Below are 15,850 nucleotides of genomic sequence, written 5' to 3' on the forward strand. Positions count from 1 at the left end.
GGGAAAGGTGCCGGGGCAGGGCGCGGGAGGGGTGGGATTGATCCCGCACGCACGGCCCCCGCACGCGCGGGCCCCCGCACGCGCGGGCCCCCGTACGTGCGGGACGGGAAAGGTGCCGGGGGAGACCGAAAGGGGAGCGTTTTCGATCCCGCGCGGGCGAGGGGTGGGGGGCGGGGGCTAGAGGGGGATGGGGGTACCGGCGCGGGACGCGGACTCCTGCGCGGCCTTCACGATCTCGACGGTCCGGATGCCGACACCGGCGTCGGGCTGAGGCTGACGGCCCGCGCGGACAGCCTGCACGAACTCCTCGAGCAGCAGGGCGTCGAGGTCGGCCCCGACCGGGGTCCAGGTCTCGCCGTGGACATCGTGTCCGGCCACGCCCTTCGCGAAGGGGCTCACGCTCACGGTCCCGCGCTCGGCCACGACCTCGAGGGTGAGGCCGCCCCAGGTCGGCGAGCTCAGCGGCCAGCTCCACGAGCAGTCGATCGTGGCGATCACCCCGCTCGGGTACTGGATCGTCACGAGGCCCCCGGTCTCGACCGCGAGGTCGCGCTCCCCGTGCAGGATGCTGTTCGACACCGCGCGGACGGTCTGCGCCCGCTCACCCAGGAGCTCGTCGAGGAGGTCGGCGCAGTGCACGACGTGGTCGACCAGGGCACCGCCGCCGGCGAGCGCGGGGTCGGTGAACCAGGCCCGGTCCTGCGGGAGCTTGCCGTTGTTGATGCCGGTGACGCCGAGGATCTTCCCGAGGCGTCCGCTGCGCAGCTCGGCGACGGCGTCGCGCACCGCGGGGGAGAATCGCACCGGGTACGCCACCATGAGCAGCACGCCCGCCCGGTCGCAGGCGTCGCGCATCGCGATCGCGTCCTCGACCGTCGTCGCCAGCGGCTTCTCGCACAGCACGTGCACGCCGGCCGCGGCGGCCTGCTCGACGAGGGCGCGGTGACGGGAGTTCTCGGCGGCCACCACGACCGCGTCCGGACCCCAGGCGAAGGCCTCGTCGTAGGTCTCGACGTACGCCACCCCGAGCTCCGCGGCCAGGGTGGCACCGCGCGGAGCGTCGTCCGGGGCGGAGGCGCCGTCGGGGTCGGCCGCGATCAGCTCGACACCGGGCATCTGCTGCAGCGCGTGCACGTAGCTGAGGGCGTGCGTGTGCGCGAAGGACAGCACGGCGATCCGCAGCGGACGGGGAGCGGTCATCGGGTGGCCTCCTCGGCGACGGCGACGGCGGGGGACGAAGCGGGGAGGGCGACCGGGGCTCCGGAGGCGATCGAGGCGTAGGCGGCCTCGGCGACCGCGACCGCCTGGATCCCGTCGTCCGGGGTGACGGCGGCCTCGCGTCCTTCCGCGATGGCGGCCACGAAGTCGGCGATCTCCGCGTAGTACGGGCTCTCCTCCGGCGACATCGGCGGCAGGTAGTCGGTCGCGCCCTCGACGAGCACGGCGTCGGTGCGCAGCGTGTGGTCCTCGGCGCTGTCGTAGCGCAGGCGCCCCTCGGAACCGGCGACCTCGACGCTCGTGCGGAACGGCATGCCGGGCTGTACCCAGCTCGCGTGCACGTGGCTGATGACCCCGTTGCGGTGGGTGAGCACGACATGCGCCGTGACCGGGGCGGGCACGCGGTCGTCGACCGTCGGCGGGTTCTGCACGGCGTAGACGCTGTCGACCGGCCCGGCGAACCACAGCGCCTGATCGATGTCGTGGATCATGAGGTCGCGGATGACGCCGCCGCCCGCCCGCTCCGAGAAGAACCAGGGGGCCTGGGGTGCAGCGCCCAGGCGACGGAAGCGCTGCACGGCGGGGGTGCCGATCTGCCCGGCGTCGATGCCGGCCTTGATCCGGCCGTACTCCCCCATGTAGCGCACGACGTGGGCGGGGAACAGCCGCACTCCCGCGGCGGCTGCGGCGGCGGTCACCTCGGCGGCGGCCTCCGCGGTCGCGGCGAGCGGCTTCTCGCAGATCACGTCGACCCCGCGGGCGATGGCCCGAAGGGCGAAGTCGGCGTGGGTGCTGCTGGGGGTGACGATGTCGACGACGTCGACCAGCTCCAGGAGCGCGTCGACGTCGGCCACGACCTCGAAGCCGTACTCGGCGGCGATCTCCTCCGCGCCCTCCTTCGAGGTGACGAAGCCCTGCACGCCGAGCGCCCGCCAGGCGTCGGCGTGCACGCGGGAGATCCCGCCCGCGCCGATGAGTCCGACCTTCAACGTGCTCACTGCTTCTCCTCGGGGTCGTCGCCGGCCGCGGGGTCGTGCGGCAGGGGGGTGATCGGTGGGGCGGGCATGTCCTCGATGCCGTAGATGTCGCCGGGATGCCGCTGGAACGCATGCACGACGGCGCCGTGGGCGGCGGCTTCCGCTCCCAGCCGCGCCTCCGCGACGGGCACCTGGAACGGCAGACCGAGGTGGCCGGGCAGAGCGGCGCGCAGGGGGTCGAGCAGCTGCTCGTGCGCGGCCGAGAGTCCGCCGCCGATGACGACCATGGCCGGATCGACTGTCATGATCAGCGTCGCGATCCCATGGGCGAGTTCGTCGATGAAGCCGTCGAGCTCCTCCCGGGCGGTCTGCTCTCCGCTGCGCGCCAGGGCGAACACCTCGGCGGCGGTCGGGGCGGTGCGCCACGAGATCTGCCCGGTCTCGGTGTTCAGGCCGCGGAACGCGAGGCGGCCGATGTCTCCCGCCGCGTTGTGGATGCCGCGCCGGGGGCGGCCGCCGAGGATGAGGCCCATGGCGATGCGGTTGCCGACCGAGAGATAGATCACGTCGTCGACGAGCTGCGCGACGCCGAGGTGATGTTCCGCGACGGCCGCGAGCCGCACACCGTTGTCGACCGCCACGGGGCAGCCGAACGCCTGGCGCAGCTGCGAACCGATGTCGATGCCGGACCACTCCGGGATGACGACCGAGGTGGTGACCCGTCCGTCGTCGTCGACGATGCCGGGCAAGGAGACGCCGATCGCCCGCAAGCCGGTCCGCGGCAGCGAGAGCGGGGCGAGAGTGCCCCGGATGTCGTCGATCACGGCGGCGAGCTTGGCCGGGCCGTCCGGCTGCTCCGCGACGCCGGGGAACGCCCGCTGGGTGATCACCACGCCCGCGAGGTCCGCGACGACGACGCGCACGCTCGCGACGCCGATGTCCACGCCCACCACCACACCGGACGCGGCGTGGAAGGAGTAGCGGCGGGCCGGGCGCCCCGCGCCGCCGCCGATCTGCGCCGGGGCGTCGACGAGGAGTCCGGAGTCGGAGAGCACCGCCACGGCGTTCTCGACGGAGGTGCGGGAGACCTCGAGCGACCGGGAGAGGTCGCTGACGGTCGCCGGTCCGGCGTCGCGCAGCCGGAGTGCGGACCGCGCCACGATCGAGAGCGGACTGGTCGCGCCCATCGGGTCCCTCCTTCGTCTCCGCCGTTGGTGCGATCAAATTAGCACACCCGATTCTCAGATCGGGGATTGTTGTTCACGGCCCGAGAAACACGGCCGAAACAAGGCTCTGAGAACTTGTGCTTGACGAATTATCCAAAGCCAATGTCATAATGAACCGTACTCAGCACGGTTTACGCAAAGGAGCACCATGCGCGTCAGCAAGATCACCGGCGTCGTCGCGGGAGTCGCGGCCGCCACCCTGTTGGCCGGATGTTCGGCCGGCGGAGGCAACACCGCAGAGGGCGAGCAGGACATCACGGTCTGGCTCTACCCCGTCATCGCCGACGAGGCGGTGCACAAGGACTTCTGGGACTCGACCATCGAGGCGTTCGAGAAGGAGAACGAGAACGTCAACGTGAAGTACGAGATCTTCCCGTGGGCGAACCGTGACGAGGCCCTGCAGACGGCGATCGCCGCCGGCAAGGGACCGGACGTCGTCTACCTCATCCCCGACCAGCTCGCGGCGTACCAGAAGTCGATCGCCCCGCTGAACGACCTGCTCAGCGAGGAGCGTCAGGGCGACCTGCTCCCCAACGTCAAGGAGTCGGTCACGCTCGGCGGCGACATCCTCGGCGCCCCGATCCTCACCAGCGCGCAGCCGCTGATCTGCAACGCGGCCGCGTTCGAGGCCGCAGGGGTGACCGAGTACCCGGAGACGTGGGACGACATCGCCGAGATGGCTCCGGCGTTCATCGACAAGGGCATGTACGCCCTCAACTACCCGGCGTCGGCCGAGAACACCCTCAACCTCACCTACTACCCGCTGCTCTGGCAGGCCGGCGGCGAGGTCTACACCGAGGACGGCGAGGTCGGCTTCGACAGCAAGGCCGGCGAAGAGGCGCTCACGTTCCTGACCGACCTGGCCGAGGAGGGCGCGCTCGACCCGGAGGCCCTCACCACCAACGTCCCGCTGGAACAGACCGCCATCGCCCAGGGCAAGGTCGCCTGCACCTGGAACAACGCCGTGACCGAGGTCGCGCCGTTCTGGGGCGAGGAGAACGTCAAGGTCCTCGCGCCGCTGACCGACAAGGAGTCCGTGGCCTACGGCACCGTCGGCTCGCTGTCCGTGCTCAAGGGCTCGAAGGCCCCCGAGGCCGCGGCCGCGTTCGCCGAGTTCGCGACCGGCGCCGACGTCGTCGAGCCGTACCTCAAGGCCGCCGGCTACTTCTCCGCGCTCAGCACCACCGAGCCGCTGTACGCCGACGACCCGCTCCTCGGCGAGGTCGAGAAGTACGTCCCCGACACCACGGTGGGCGAGCTCGACGCCAGCTCTCGTGCGCTCATGGGCGTGCTCTCGCCGGAGATCCAGGCCGCCCTGCTCGGCCAGAAGTCCCCGGCCGACGCCCTGAAGGACGCCGCGGCCGCCGCAGCCCCGCTGCTGCAGAAGTGACACCCCGGGGGCGTGCGGGTACCCGCCGCACGCCCCCTCTCCCGCCCCCCACGTGAGGAATCGACAATGACGACGGCCACCACGGCGCCGAAGCCCGCAGGACGGGTCGCCCGGGTGCTCGCCCGACGGGAAGCGCGCGTCGCGTTCCTGTTCGTGCTCCCCGCCTTCCTGCTGTTCATCGCCTTCCGCTTCGGCCCGAGCATCGCGGGTGTGGCGCTGAGCTTCTTCGACTACGACATCTCCGGCGAGATCGCCTGGCGCGGCCTCGACCACTTCCAGCGCCTCGTCGCCGACCCGCTGTTCTGGCGGGCGCTGGGGACCACCCTCATCTACACGGTCTTCGCGGTGCCGATCGCGCTCGTGCTGTCGACGATCATGGCCCTCGGCGTGCGCCGCGCCTTCCGCGGCGCCCGGTTCTTCCGCTCGATCTTCTTCCTCCCCGTCATCACCTCGCTCGTGCTGGCCGGCTCGATCTTCGTCTGGATCTTCTCCGCCAACGGTCCCTGGTCCGCGCTGATGACCCCGCTCGGCCTCGGCGGCTCCTGGCTCGGCAGCACCGTGCTCGTGATCCCGGCGATCGTCGTCGTGGGGGTCTGGTCCCGGTTCGGCTACGGGATGATGATCCTCATCGCCGCGCTGCAGGACGTGCCGCGCGAGCTGGAGGAGGCGGCGCTGGTCGACGGCGCGAACGCCTGGCAGCGCTTCCGGTGGATCATCCTGCCGCACCTGCGCCCGACCTTCTTCTTCCTCGCGGTGATCGAGACGACGGCCGCCTTCCAGGTCTTCGACGTCATCTACGTGATGACCCAGGGCGGGCCGGCGAATGCCAGCTACTCCCTCGTCTACATGCTCTACGACCAGGGCTTCCGCTACTTCGACTACGGCTACGCGGCCGCGGTGGGCGTGGCCCTGTTCCTGATGACCCTCGTGGTCGCCCTCATCCAGCGCCTCGTGATCGGAAAGCAGAAATGACCGCCCTCCTGCAGCCGCCGACGCAGACGACGCCGCCCGCGACCCGTCCCGCCGCGCGGAAGCGCCGTTCGTTCCGCGCGCTCGAGCCGACCGGCTGGGGCATCGCCGTCCGCTGGATCTGGCTGAGCATCGCCGGCATCCTCAGCTTCTTCCCCTTCTACGCCATGGTCGTGCTGAGCCTGAAGCCCGGCATGCTCGTCGAGCTCCCCGGCTCGCTGCTCCCCTGGAACGACATCTCGTTCGAGGCGTACGAGCAGGTGCTCGCCGGGCAGAACATCCTCGTCTGGCTGTTCAACACGCTCGTCTACTCGCTCGTGTCGGTCGTGGCGGTGCTGTTCCTCTCCGCGCTCGCCGGATACGCCTTCGCCAAGAAGCGCTTCCGCGGCAAGGAGGTCATGTTCTGGTCGTTCCTGGCGATGGTCATGGTGCCGTTCCACGTGACGCTGATCCCGACGTTCATCCTCATGGCGAACCTCGGCGGCATCGACACCTACTGGGGCCTCATCCTGCCGACGCTCGCGAACGCGCAGGCCGTCTTCCTCATGCGCCAGTTCATCCAGGGCCTTCCCGACGAGCTCTTCGAGGCCGCCCGCATCGACGGGGCCGGCGAGTTCCGCATCTTCCTGCGGATCGTGCTGCCGCTGTGCAAGCCGATCCTCGCGACGCTCGGGATCTTCGTCTTCCTCTGGCACTGGAACGACTTCCTCTGGCCGCTCATCATCGCCAAGTCCAACTCGATGTTCACCCTCACCGTGGGCATCTCGTCGCTGCAGCAGCAGGATGTGCCGCTCAGCACCATGCTCGCCGGCTCCGTCGTGGCGCTGCTGCCGATCTTCCTCGCGTACCTCATCGCTCAGCGGTACGTGCAGGAGGGCGTCACCGGCACCGGGATCAAGGGCTGAGAAGAAGGGAACCGCACGACCATGACGCAGTACGCATTCGCCTCCGAGGCCGAGCTCGAGGAGGCGCTGGCCACCCCGAGCGACGGGCTCGTGGCCGACCTCGCCCAGGGTTCCGGAGACCTCGTGATCCTCGGTGCCGGCGGCAAGATGGGACCGACCCTGGCGATGCTCGCCCGGCGCGGCCTGGACGCCGCCGGCCGCACGGACGACGCCGTGTACGCGGTCTCCCGCTTCGGCGACGCCGCCATCCGCGAGCGCCTGGAGGCCGCGGGGGTCCGCGTCGTGCCGTTCGACCTCATCGAGAACGACGACCTCGCCGGTCTCCCTGATGCCCCGAACGTGGTGTTCATGGTGGGCGCGAAGTTCGGTGCCGCGACCAACGCCTCCTGGGCGTGGGAGGTCAACGCGGCTCTTCCCGACCGCATCGCCCGCCGGTACCGCGACAGCGCGATCTCGGTGCTCTCCACCGGGAACGTGTACCCGTTCGTCCCTGCCACCTCGGGCGGTGCCGCCGAGGAGACCATGCCCGCGCCGATCGGCGAGTACGCGCAGTCCTGCCTCGGTCGGGAGCGCGTGTTCGAGTTCGGGGCGCAGGAGCGCGGCACCAAGGTCGCGATCATCCGCCTGAACTACGCCGTCGACCTCCGCTACGGGGTGCTCGCCGACATCGGCAGCGCCGTGCACGCGGGCGAGCCGGTCTCGGTCGCCACCGCGAACGTCAACGTGATCTGGCAGGGCTACGCGAACGAGGTCGTGCTGCGCAGCCTCGTGCATGCCTCGACCGACCCCTTCGTGATCAACCTCACCGGTCCGGAGCTGCTCAGCGTCTCCTCGATCGCCCACCGCTTCGGCGAGCTGTTCGAGCGGGAGGTCGAGATCGTCGACGAGCCGCAGCCGACGGCGCTGCTCAGCGACGCCCGCCGCTGCATGGCCCTGTTCGGCTACCCGTCCGTCTCCGCCGAGGAGCTCATCCGCATGCAGGCCGGCTGGATCAGCGACGGGCTGCCGATGATCGCCAAGCCCACCAAGTGGGCCGTCCGGGACGGGAAGTTCTGATGACCGACGCCGCTGCGCGGACGGCGACCGTGCCGTCACTGCGCCCTGAGGCCGCCGCGACCCTCGCCCGCGGTGCCGTGATCCCGGCGCATCCGCTCGCCCTCACCGCCGCGCGCACGCTCGACGAGCGGCGGCAGCGGGCGCTCTCCCGCTACTACCTCGACGCCGGGGCCGGCGGCCTCGCCGTCGGCGTGCACACGACGCAGTTCGAGATCCGCGACCCGGAGCACGCGCTCTTCGAGCCGGTGCTCGCGCTGGCCGCGGAGGAGATGGACGCCCGCGACGATGCGACCCTCGTGCGCATCGCCGGAGTGGCGGGCGACACGGCCCAGGCGGTCGCCGAGGCGGAGCTCGCCCGCTCCCTCGGCTACGACGCCGTGCTGGTGAGTCCCCGCGTCGCGGGTGCGGACGAGCGTGCCCTGCTCGACCGCGCCCGCGCCGTCGGCGAGGTGCTGCCGCTGGTCGGCTTCTATCTGCAGACCGCGATCGGCGGTCCCGTGCTCGACCGCGAGTTCTGGCGGGAGTTCGCCGCGATCCCGTCGGTCGTCGCGGTGAAGGCCGCGCCGTTCGACCGCTATCGCACGCTGGAGCTCGTGCGGGGTGTGGCCGCCTCGGGCCGCGCCGACGAGATCGCGCTGTACACGGGCAACGACGACGCGATCGTCGCCGACCTGCTCTCCGAGTTCCATGTGGACTCCCCGTCCGGCCGGCGCACCCTCCGGTTCGTCGGCGGGCTGCTCGGCCAGTGGGCGGTCGGCACGCACGCGGCGGTCGCGCTGCTGGAGCGTGTGCACCGCGCGCTGGCGGGCGACGCGGAGGCCTACCGCGAGGTGGGCCGCCGTGCCTCGGACATGGTGGACGTGAACCAGGCCGTGTTCGACCCGGGCAACGACTTCCACGGGGTCATCGCCGGGGTGCACGAGATGCTCCGCCAGCAGGGCCTCCTCGAGGGCATCTGGTGCCTCGACCCGGCCGAGGGCCTCTCCGCGGGGCAGGCGGAGGAGATCGCCCGCGTCCGGCAGGCGTACCCGGAGCTCAACGACGACGCGTTCATCGCCGAGAACCTCGAGGCCTGGCTGCGATGACCGCAGGGACGAGCGCTCCGACCGTGGTCGCGGCCTGCTCCGCGGAGCTGTTCGCCGAGTTCTTCTCGCCGGATGACGCAGCGCGGCTGGAGGCCGTCGCGGCGCGGCTCGGCGGGACGTTCGTGCGGGTGGACCGGCTCACAGATGCGGTGCTCGACGAGGCGCGCGTCGTGGTGACGAGCTGGGGCGTGGGTCCCTTCGATCACGCCGTGCTCGCCACGCTTCCGAAGCTCGAGCTCATCGCGCACACCGGGGCCACGATCAAGCCCTTCGCGACCGACGCGCTGTTCGACCGCGGCGTGCGGGTGACGCAGGCCGGGGCGGGGATGGCCCGGTCGGTGGCGGAGGTCTCGCTGACCTTCACGCTCGCCCTGCTGCACCGGGTGCCGGAGATGCACGACGCGCTGCGCTCCGGCGACGGCTGGTGGGACGCGGAGGCCGTCGGGGTGCAGCACGAGATCCTCGGCGCCCCCATCGCGGTCATCGGCGCCTCCCGGACCGGGCGCGCGTACCTCGAGCTTCTCCGTGCGCTCGGCGCACAGCCGCTGCTCGTCGATCCCACGCTCGACGCGGCCGAGGCGTCGTCCCTCGGGGCGGAGCTCGTGACGCTCGACGAGGCACTCCGCCGTGCGCAGATCGTCGCGGTGCACGCCCCGACCCTGCCGGAGACGCATCACCTGATCGGTGCGCGCGAGCTCGCGCTGATGCCGGACGGTGCCGGCCTGGTCAACACGGCGCGGTCCTGGCTGGTCGACGAGGCCGCCCTGCTCGCCGAACTGCGTCGTGGCCGGTTGAGTGCCGCGATCGACGTGTTCGACGAGGAGCCGCTGTCCGCGGAGAGTCCCTTCCGTTCGGCGCCGCGCGTGCTGCTCACCCCGCACCGCGCGGCCGGGACCAGGGAGGGCCGGCTGCGGCAGGGGCGGATCGTCGCCGACGAGCTCGACGCCTTCGCCGCGGGGCGTCCGCTCGCACACGCCGTCGACCGCGCCCAGCTCTCCTCGATGGCATGAGCGCCGTGGTCGTGCGGTCGGCGCGGGCGGAGGACCAGGCCGCTCTCGCGGCACTGTGGGCGGCCGCCTTCACGCCGCCCCTCGCGCCGGACCAGTGGCTCGTGGACGACGAGCGGCTGAGCCACACGCTCGTCGCGGAAGACGACGAGGGCGTGTGCGGGTCGATCTACGGCCTGCCGAAGCGCCTGCGGGAGACCGATGGCGGCGTGGCACAGGTGCACGCGATCGGCAGCGTGGCGGTCGCCGAGCGGGCTCGGGGCCGGGGACTGGCCCGCCGGCTCGTGGCCGCCACCCTGGACGCGGCGGGTGACGCCGACTGGGCCCTGCTGTTCACCGGAACCCCCGAGGTGTACCGGTCGAGCGGCTTCACGACCTTCTCGATGCCCCGCACGATGGCAGGACCGTGGGCGGCGTCGGCGACGGCCGTGGAGCCCGCCTCGGTCGTGCGCGAGTCCGTGGGACTCGGCGTCCTCGGCCCGCTGCGTGCGGTCTACGAGCGCTCCCGCACCGGTGTGGTCGTGCTCGCCCCGGTGCGCGGCGACCGCGACTGGACGATGGCGGAGGTGCGACTGCGGGGCGCGACGCTGTACCGGCTCGCCGAGGCGGACGCGACGGTCGGGTACGCGGTGGCGGAGGTGCGCGACGGCGTCGGGCTGCTGCACGAGAGCGCGACCGATCCCACTGCGGCCGATTCGCCCGCGCTGCGTCGCGCCGTGCTGGAGGCCGTGGCCGCGGACTGGGCCGCAGCGGGCGTCCGTGTCTGTGAGCTGGCCATCCCCGCGCTCGCCGCGGAAGAGGCCGCCGTCCGGGCGTTCGCTCCGGCGGCCGCGCGGCAGGACGACCGCACCGGGATGATCCGACCGCTGCGCCGCGAGGCCCGGGTGGACGGCATCCGCCACTTCACGGCGGGCGACTACTTCTGAGCATCCGCTCGGAGAGCGCTGGGGATCGGGGACTGATCGGTGACCGCGATCCGGCCGAGGGCCGGACGCCTGACCGCGGCGAGGACGCCGCAAGGAGGATGAGCATGACCCAGCTGGACACCACCACCGAGACCGCGGCGCTGCGCAGTCGACGGATGCTGCTCGCCGGTTTCGGTGCCGCCGCCCTGGGCGGGGTCGCCGCGATCGGCGCCCCCGCCGCCGCCCAGGCCGCAGGACCCGTCGTGCCGCAGGAGTCGTCGGGCTCGAAGAACGTCGCGCACGGAGGCGTCGCCACCGCCCTCGCGACGCGCAAGGGCAAGGACGGCGACCTCGTGCGCACGAGCGGCTACGCGGCCCCCGGCGACGGCGGCGACGGGCTCTACCGCTTCGTGAAGAAGGACGCCCCCGCGGCCAACGGCGGCACGGTGCTCGCGGGGCCGAAGGGCGGCGCCTGGGTGCTCGTGCACGACGGCACGGTCGACTTCCGGAAGTTCGGCATCATGGACGCCTCCGCGCCCGCGGACGACGCGCTCGACGCGATGGTGGGCGACGCCCGGGTGCGGCGCGTGGAGGGGCACACCGACCTCAACTTCGTCCGCCGTCATAAATTCTCCCGGTCGAACATCGCGTTCGACTTCGGGAATCACCTCATGACGACCGAGGGCATCGAGAACGCCGGGAAGGACGACCCCTTCGCGGCCGTCATGTTCTTTCGCGGCGAGGTGACCGACGCGGTGCAGGAGGCGAAGCTCGGCGAGGACGTGCCCGACCTCGCCGACATCTTCCCCGTCGCCGACTCGTCGTTCTTCGCGGTCGGGGAGTGGTACGCCGCCGAGGTCAACGCGCTGTCTGGTCGCTGGGAGCGCGAGCTGCAGCGGCTGGTCCAGGTGACCCAGATCGTCGACGGTCGGCACATCCGCGTGAACTACAAGAACGGCTGGCCGCTCGGCAAGGACCGCACGATGACCTGGCGGCACGTGAAGCCGGTGCAGGACGTGACGGTGTCGAACCTGAAGTTCCTCGGCAAGGGCACGGACGAGTACACGGGGTCGCACCCGCTGGCCTTCGAGTACGCGGTGCGCTGCGACGTGGACCACATCGACGGCACGGCGACCTTCTGGCCGCTGATCCAGCGCCGGTGGAACACGTACTTCACCACGGAGAGCTGCACGCTGAAGAACCCGACCTCCGTCACGTGGGGCGGCGCCGGCTACCTGACGCAGCAGATCTACTGCCTGTACGGGTATGTCGCCAACTGCCACACCGCCAACGCCCGGCACCTCAACGACTTCACCGCGAGCGCCTACTGCCTCGTGGAGAACTGCCACGGCGACGGCGACGACCAGGGTCCCTTCGTCACGCACGGCCAGTACGAGCACGACCTCACCTACACGGGCAACTCCGGCCTCATGACGTTCGCGAACTCCGGGGCGGCGTGGGGGTCGGCGGCCAAGCGCATCACCGTCCGCAAGCACGTGTGCTCGTGGTTCTTCGCGCGCGTGCGCATCACCGACCTGACGCTGGAGGACGTGCAGGTGATCGGGAAGCCCTCGCTCTCGGGCTCCGGGATGCTGTGGATCAACGCGGACGGCGCGCAGCTGCGCGGCTGCACCGCGTCGGACACGCTCATCATCACCCAGGCCTCCGACAACTCCGCCCGGCCGACCGTGATCGCCGACTCGCACTTCACGTTCGTCGCTCCCGGCGAGCTCACCAACGCGACGGTGAAGACGCCCGTGACCTTCGTCGACACGGTGCTGGACCGGGTGGGCGGCATGAAGATCAACGGCCCGGGTGCGGTCACCTTCCGTGGCTCGACCCTCACCGCGGCGGACGATGCCGCCCCTATCGCCTCCGCGACGGCGAAGCTGCGCATCGAGGGCTCGACGCTCCGCAACGCCCGCATCGCGGCCGCCGGGAAGGACCGCCAGGTCGTCGAGATCGCGGGGTCCGAGGTGTCGGCGAAGGGCGGGACGACGGTGTCGCGGTCGGGTGCGGGCGAACTGCACCTGACGCTCGCCGACAGCACCTTCCGGGCCGAGGGGGCGACCACGCACGTCGCCGTGACGAGCGGCGCGACCCACTACCGCGCGGTCGGCAACCGGTTCGAGGGCGGTTCCCTGGAGCTCCGCGACGATGCCTTCGGGGCCGGCTCGACGCTGCTGCACACCGGCAACGTGGAGGCCGGCGTCACCCGCACGGCGTTCCCCGCCGAGGGCGACCGCGTCGTCGACACCGCCAACCTCGTCGTCGGCTGATCCCGCCGGGCACGACTTCGGAGCTGCGGCGCGACCCGCCGCCTCCCCGGCCCCGTCTACGGCGTGTCGCCGGGGGTCTCCGAAGTCGTGCCCGGGCGGTGCCGGGGGCTGTCCGGGTTCAGGAGCGAGTGCCGACGGCTGTAGGCGAAGTACACGACGAGTCCGATCACGAGCCAGACCCCGAACCGGAGCCACGTCTCGGGGTGGAGCTGCGAGATGAGGAAGAGCGAGAAGCCCACGCCGACGATCGGGACCACGGGCATGAACGGCAGCCGGAACGTCCGCGGCGCATCCGGCTTGGTGTAGCGGAACACGATCACGGCGATGCAGACGACGACGAAGGCGGCGAGGATGCCGATGTTCGTGAGGTCGGCGACGGCGCGGATGGGGAACACCCCCGCGAAGAACGCCGCGCCCAGCCCCGTGATCCAGGTGACCCGCTGCGGGACGCCGCGGCGGTCGACCCGCGCGAACCAGCCGGGGAGCAGTCCGTCGCGGCTCATGCTGAACCACACCCGGGTGGCGCCGAGCAGGAACGTGAGCATGACGGTGAGGATCGACACGACGGCGAACACCGAGATGACGGAAGCCACGACCGGGAGCCCCACTCCCGTGAACGCCGAGGCGAAGCCCGCCTTCGGATCGATGTCCTGGTAGTTCTGCATGCCCGTGAGCACGAGCGTCGCGGCGACGTAGAGCACCATGGCGATCACGAGGGACAGGATGATCGCCTTCGGCATGTGCCGACGCCCGTCCTTCGCCTCCTCGGCGGCCGTGCTCATCGCGTCGTAGCCGAACACCGCGAAGAACACCGTCGCGGCACCGGTGAAGACGGGGCCGAAGCCGTTCGGCAGGAACGGGTCGTAGTTGGCGGGGTCGATGAAGAAGACGCCGAGGACGACGATGAACACCACGAGGAGGATCTTGATGGCCACGGCGACGAGTTCGAAGCGGCCGAACGTGCGGGTGCCTCGGCTCAGCAGGAATGTCACGAACAGGCAGATGAGGATGGCCGGGATGTTGACCACGCCGCCTGGTTGGTCGGCGGTCTCCGTGATCGCGGTCGGCAGCTCCAGCCCGAATCCGGAGAGGAACGCGTCGAGATAGCCGGAGATGCCGATCGCGACGACGGCGACGATGGCGACGTACTCCAGGAGCAAGTCCCAGCCGATGAACCAGCCGACGAGTTCGCCGAGCGCGACGTAGCCGTAGCTGTAGGCGGAACCGGCCCGCGGGATCATGCCGGCGAACTCCGCGTACGACAGCGCGGCCGCTGCCGACGCGAGCCCGGCGATGAGGAAGGAGAGGACGACGGCGGGACCCACGGCGGGTGTCGTCGCGTCGCCGTGGGCGACGAGCCCGGCGAGCGAGAAGATCCCGACGCCGACGATGCCGCCCACGCCGATCGCGGTGAGCTGCCAGAGCCCGAGCGTCCGGAACAGACCGCTCCCGCCCGACTCCTCCGTCATGTCGCTGACGGGCTTGCGGCGCCACACGGACGTCGTGGAACGAGGTCGATCTGTCCGGGGCATCGTCGCCTTCTCTCGTCAGGAACGGGAGAACGTTACCTTCGCCGACGCGCCGTCACAAGACCGTGGATCCGGCGGCGGACGCGGTGCAGCAGCGGCATCTCCAGGTAGATCACAAGGGGGACGGCGATGGTGACGAGCACCAGCGTGCGCACGACGATCGGGAGTCCGGAAAGCGGGGCGGCGAGGACCAGGTTCAAGACGGTGAGGGTCGGGAAGACGGCGATCCAGATCATCAGCGCGAGCTGATGCTGCGCGGGCGGGGGAACGGGGGTCGCCGTCGGGGCGGGTGCTGCGGACATTGCTGTGTTCCTTCTCTCTCGGGGGTCAGGCACCGCGGTGGGTCGCGAGCTGGGCGGCGAGGTCGTCGTCGGTGAGGTCGGCGTTGAGGGCGATCGCGGCGGCGGAGCCCTGTCCGGCCGCGGTGATGAGCTGCGCACGCGGATCGGCGACGTTCCCGGCGACGGAGACCCCTGGCACGCTCGTGCGCCCGCCGGCATCGTGCCGGACCCACCCGCTCTCCTCGGTCTCGCAGCCGAGAACGTGGAGGAGGGCGTCGTGAGCGCGCATCTCGGGGCGGACGAACACCGCGGCGCGCTCGACGCGCGTGCCGTCGCTCAGCTCCACGCTCTGGAGACGGTCGGCCTCGACGATGAGGCGGGAGACCTCCCCCGGATGCACCCGGACGCCGCGCGCGTCGAGACGTTCCCGCTCGTCGTCCGTGAGCGGCCGTGTGTGGGGGAAGTAGACGACGTCGGCGGACCACTGGGCGATGAGGAGCGCGTGGGCGACCGACGCGGCCGTGCCGCCGATCACCCCGAGAGCGCGATCCCGCACCTCGTAGCCGTGGCAGTACGGGCAGTGCAGCACGTCTCGCCCCCAGCGCTCGCGCAGCTGCGGGATGTCGGGGATCTCGTCGCGCAGGCCCGTGGTGACCAGCACCCGACGGGCCTCCAGGCGTCGCCCGTCGTCGAGGGTGGCCGTGAAGCCCGGGGACAGCTCGGCGACGCGTCCGTCGATGATCGTGCCTCCGTAGCCCGCGACCTCGTCGCGACCGCTCGCGAGCAGCGCAGCGGGTGCGGCGCCGTCCCGGGAGAGGAAGCCGTGCAGGTGCGCCGCGGGGGCGTTGCGGGGCTCCCCCGCATCGACGATCGCGACCGTGCGCCGAGCGCGGAGCAGGACCAGGGCGGCGCTGAGGCCCGCGGCACCGCCGCCGACGATGAGCACATCGAATCTCTTCATGCCACGAGAGTCGCCCCGCAGGTGCCGGGGCGGCAAACTTCTTTGCCGCTCCTGGGAAATGC

At 71.5% G+C, this 15,850-nt stretch carries 14 protein-coding genes; 8 read left to right on the forward strand and 6 right to left on the reverse strand.

Annotation, left to right across the window (positions count from 1 at the left end; genetic code table 11):
• Positions 1-177: 177 nt before the first annotated feature.
• The 3 genes from CJ226_RS05385 to CJ226_RS05395 are packed head-to-tail and all read right to left on the reverse strand — an operon-like array spanning position 178 to position 3,382.
• On the reverse strand, positions 178-1,200 hold the full coding sequence (locus tag CJ226_RS05385) for a Gfo/Idh/MocA family protein (protein WP_102208543.1): 1,023 nt from the start codon (positions 1,198-1,200) through the stop codon (positions 178-180).
• Positions 1,197-2,216 (reverse strand): Gfo/Idh/MocA family protein, encoded by a 1,020-nt coding sequence (locus tag CJ226_RS05390; protein ID WP_102208544.1) that lies wholly within the window; start codon positions 2,214-2,216, stop codon positions 1,197-1,199. Before CJ226_RS05390 ends, CJ226_RS05385 begins: the two co-directional genes overlap by 4 nt.
• Entirely contained in the window at positions 2,213-3,382 is a 1,170-nt protein-coding gene (locus CJ226_RS05395; RefSeq protein WP_102208545.1) for an ROK family transcriptional regulator, read from the reverse strand. Before CJ226_RS05395 ends, CJ226_RS05390 begins: the two co-directional genes overlap by 4 nt.
• Positions 3,383-3,569: 187 nt before the next feature.
• On the opposite strand from CJ226_RS05395, the gene CJ226_RS05400 reads away from it, so the two are divergent.
• The 8 genes from CJ226_RS05400 to CJ226_RS05435 all read left to right on the forward strand — a co-directional run bounded on the left by CJ226_RS05400 (position 3,570) and on the right by CJ226_RS05435 (position 13,017).
• Positions 3,570-4,811, forward strand: coding sequence for an ABC transporter substrate-binding protein (locus tag CJ226_RS05400; RefSeq protein ID WP_102208546.1), 1,242 nt, complete (start codon positions 3,570-3,572; stop codon positions 4,809-4,811).
• A gap of 66 nt (positions 4,812-4,877) precedes the next feature.
• Positions 4,878-5,783 (forward strand): carbohydrate ABC transporter permease, encoded by a 906-nt coding sequence (locus CJ226_RS05405; protein ID WP_062633348.1) that lies wholly within the window; start codon positions 4,878-4,880, stop codon positions 5,781-5,783.
• Entirely contained in the window at positions 5,780-6,685 is a 906-nt protein-coding gene (locus tag CJ226_RS05410; protein WP_102208547.1) for a carbohydrate ABC transporter permease, read from the forward strand. Before CJ226_RS05405 ends, CJ226_RS05410 begins: the two co-directional genes overlap by 4 nt.
• 21 nt (positions 6,686-6,706) lie before the next feature.
• Positions 6,707-7,741, forward strand: coding sequence for an NAD(P)-dependent oxidoreductase (locus tag CJ226_RS05415; RefSeq protein ID WP_102208548.1), 1,035 nt, complete (start codon positions 6,707-6,709; stop codon positions 7,739-7,741).
• A complete protein-coding gene (locus tag CJ226_RS05420; RefSeq protein ID WP_102208549.1) occupies positions 7,741-8,826 on the forward strand; it encodes a dihydrodipicolinate synthase family protein in 1,086 nt (361 codons plus the stop codon). Before CJ226_RS05415 ends, CJ226_RS05420 begins: the two co-directional genes overlap by 1 nt.
• Entirely contained in the window at positions 8,823-9,836 is a 1,014-nt protein-coding gene (locus CJ226_RS05425) for a hydroxyacid dehydrogenase (protein WP_102208550.1), read from the forward strand. Before CJ226_RS05420 ends, CJ226_RS05425 begins: the two co-directional genes overlap by 4 nt.
• On the forward strand, positions 9,833-10,759 hold the full coding sequence (locus CJ226_RS05430; RefSeq protein ID WP_102208551.1) for a GNAT family N-acetyltransferase: 927 nt from the start codon (positions 9,833-9,835) through the stop codon (positions 10,757-10,759). Before CJ226_RS05425 ends, CJ226_RS05430 begins: the two co-directional genes overlap by 4 nt.
• 104 nt (positions 10,760-10,863) lie before the next feature.
• Positions 10,864-13,017 carry a peptidase C14 gene (locus CJ226_RS05435; protein WP_102208552.1) on the forward strand — a complete coding sequence of 718 codons (2,154 nt, stop codon included), beginning with the start codon at positions 10,864-10,866 and terminating at the stop codon, positions 13,015-13,017.
• A gap of 56 nt (positions 13,018-13,073) precedes the next feature.
• Here CJ226_RS05435 and CJ226_RS05440 read toward each other — a convergent pair whose 3' ends face one another.
• From CJ226_RS05440 to CJ226_RS05450, 3 genes are read right to left on the reverse strand one after another with little or no spacing between them, the layout of a single operon-like run.
• Positions 13,074-14,549: an APC family permease gene (locus CJ226_RS05440; protein ID WP_102208553.1), complete on the reverse strand. Its 1,476-nt coding sequence runs from the start codon at positions 14,547-14,549 to the stop codon at positions 13,074-13,076.
• A 32-nt stretch (positions 14,550-14,581) separates the two neighbouring features.
• Complete coding sequence (locus tag CJ226_RS05445) at positions 14,582-14,848, reverse strand: hypothetical protein (RefSeq protein ID WP_102208554.1); 267 nt, start codon at positions 14,846-14,848, stop codon at positions 14,582-14,584.
• Between the two features lie 25 nt (positions 14,849-14,873).
• The gene (locus CJ226_RS05450; RefSeq protein WP_102208555.1) at positions 14,874-15,788 is read right to left on the reverse strand and encodes an NAD(P)/FAD-dependent oxidoreductase; all 915 of its coding nucleotides are present in this window, start codon (positions 15,786-15,788) and stop codon (positions 14,874-14,876) included.
• Between the last annotated feature and the right edge of the window lie 62 nt (positions 15,789-15,850).

The sequence above is a fragment of the Microbacterium sp. UMB0228 genome (assembly GCF_002871415.1).
Taxonomy (GTDB): Bacteria; Actinomycetota; Actinomycetes; order Actinomycetales; family Microbacteriaceae; genus Microbacterium.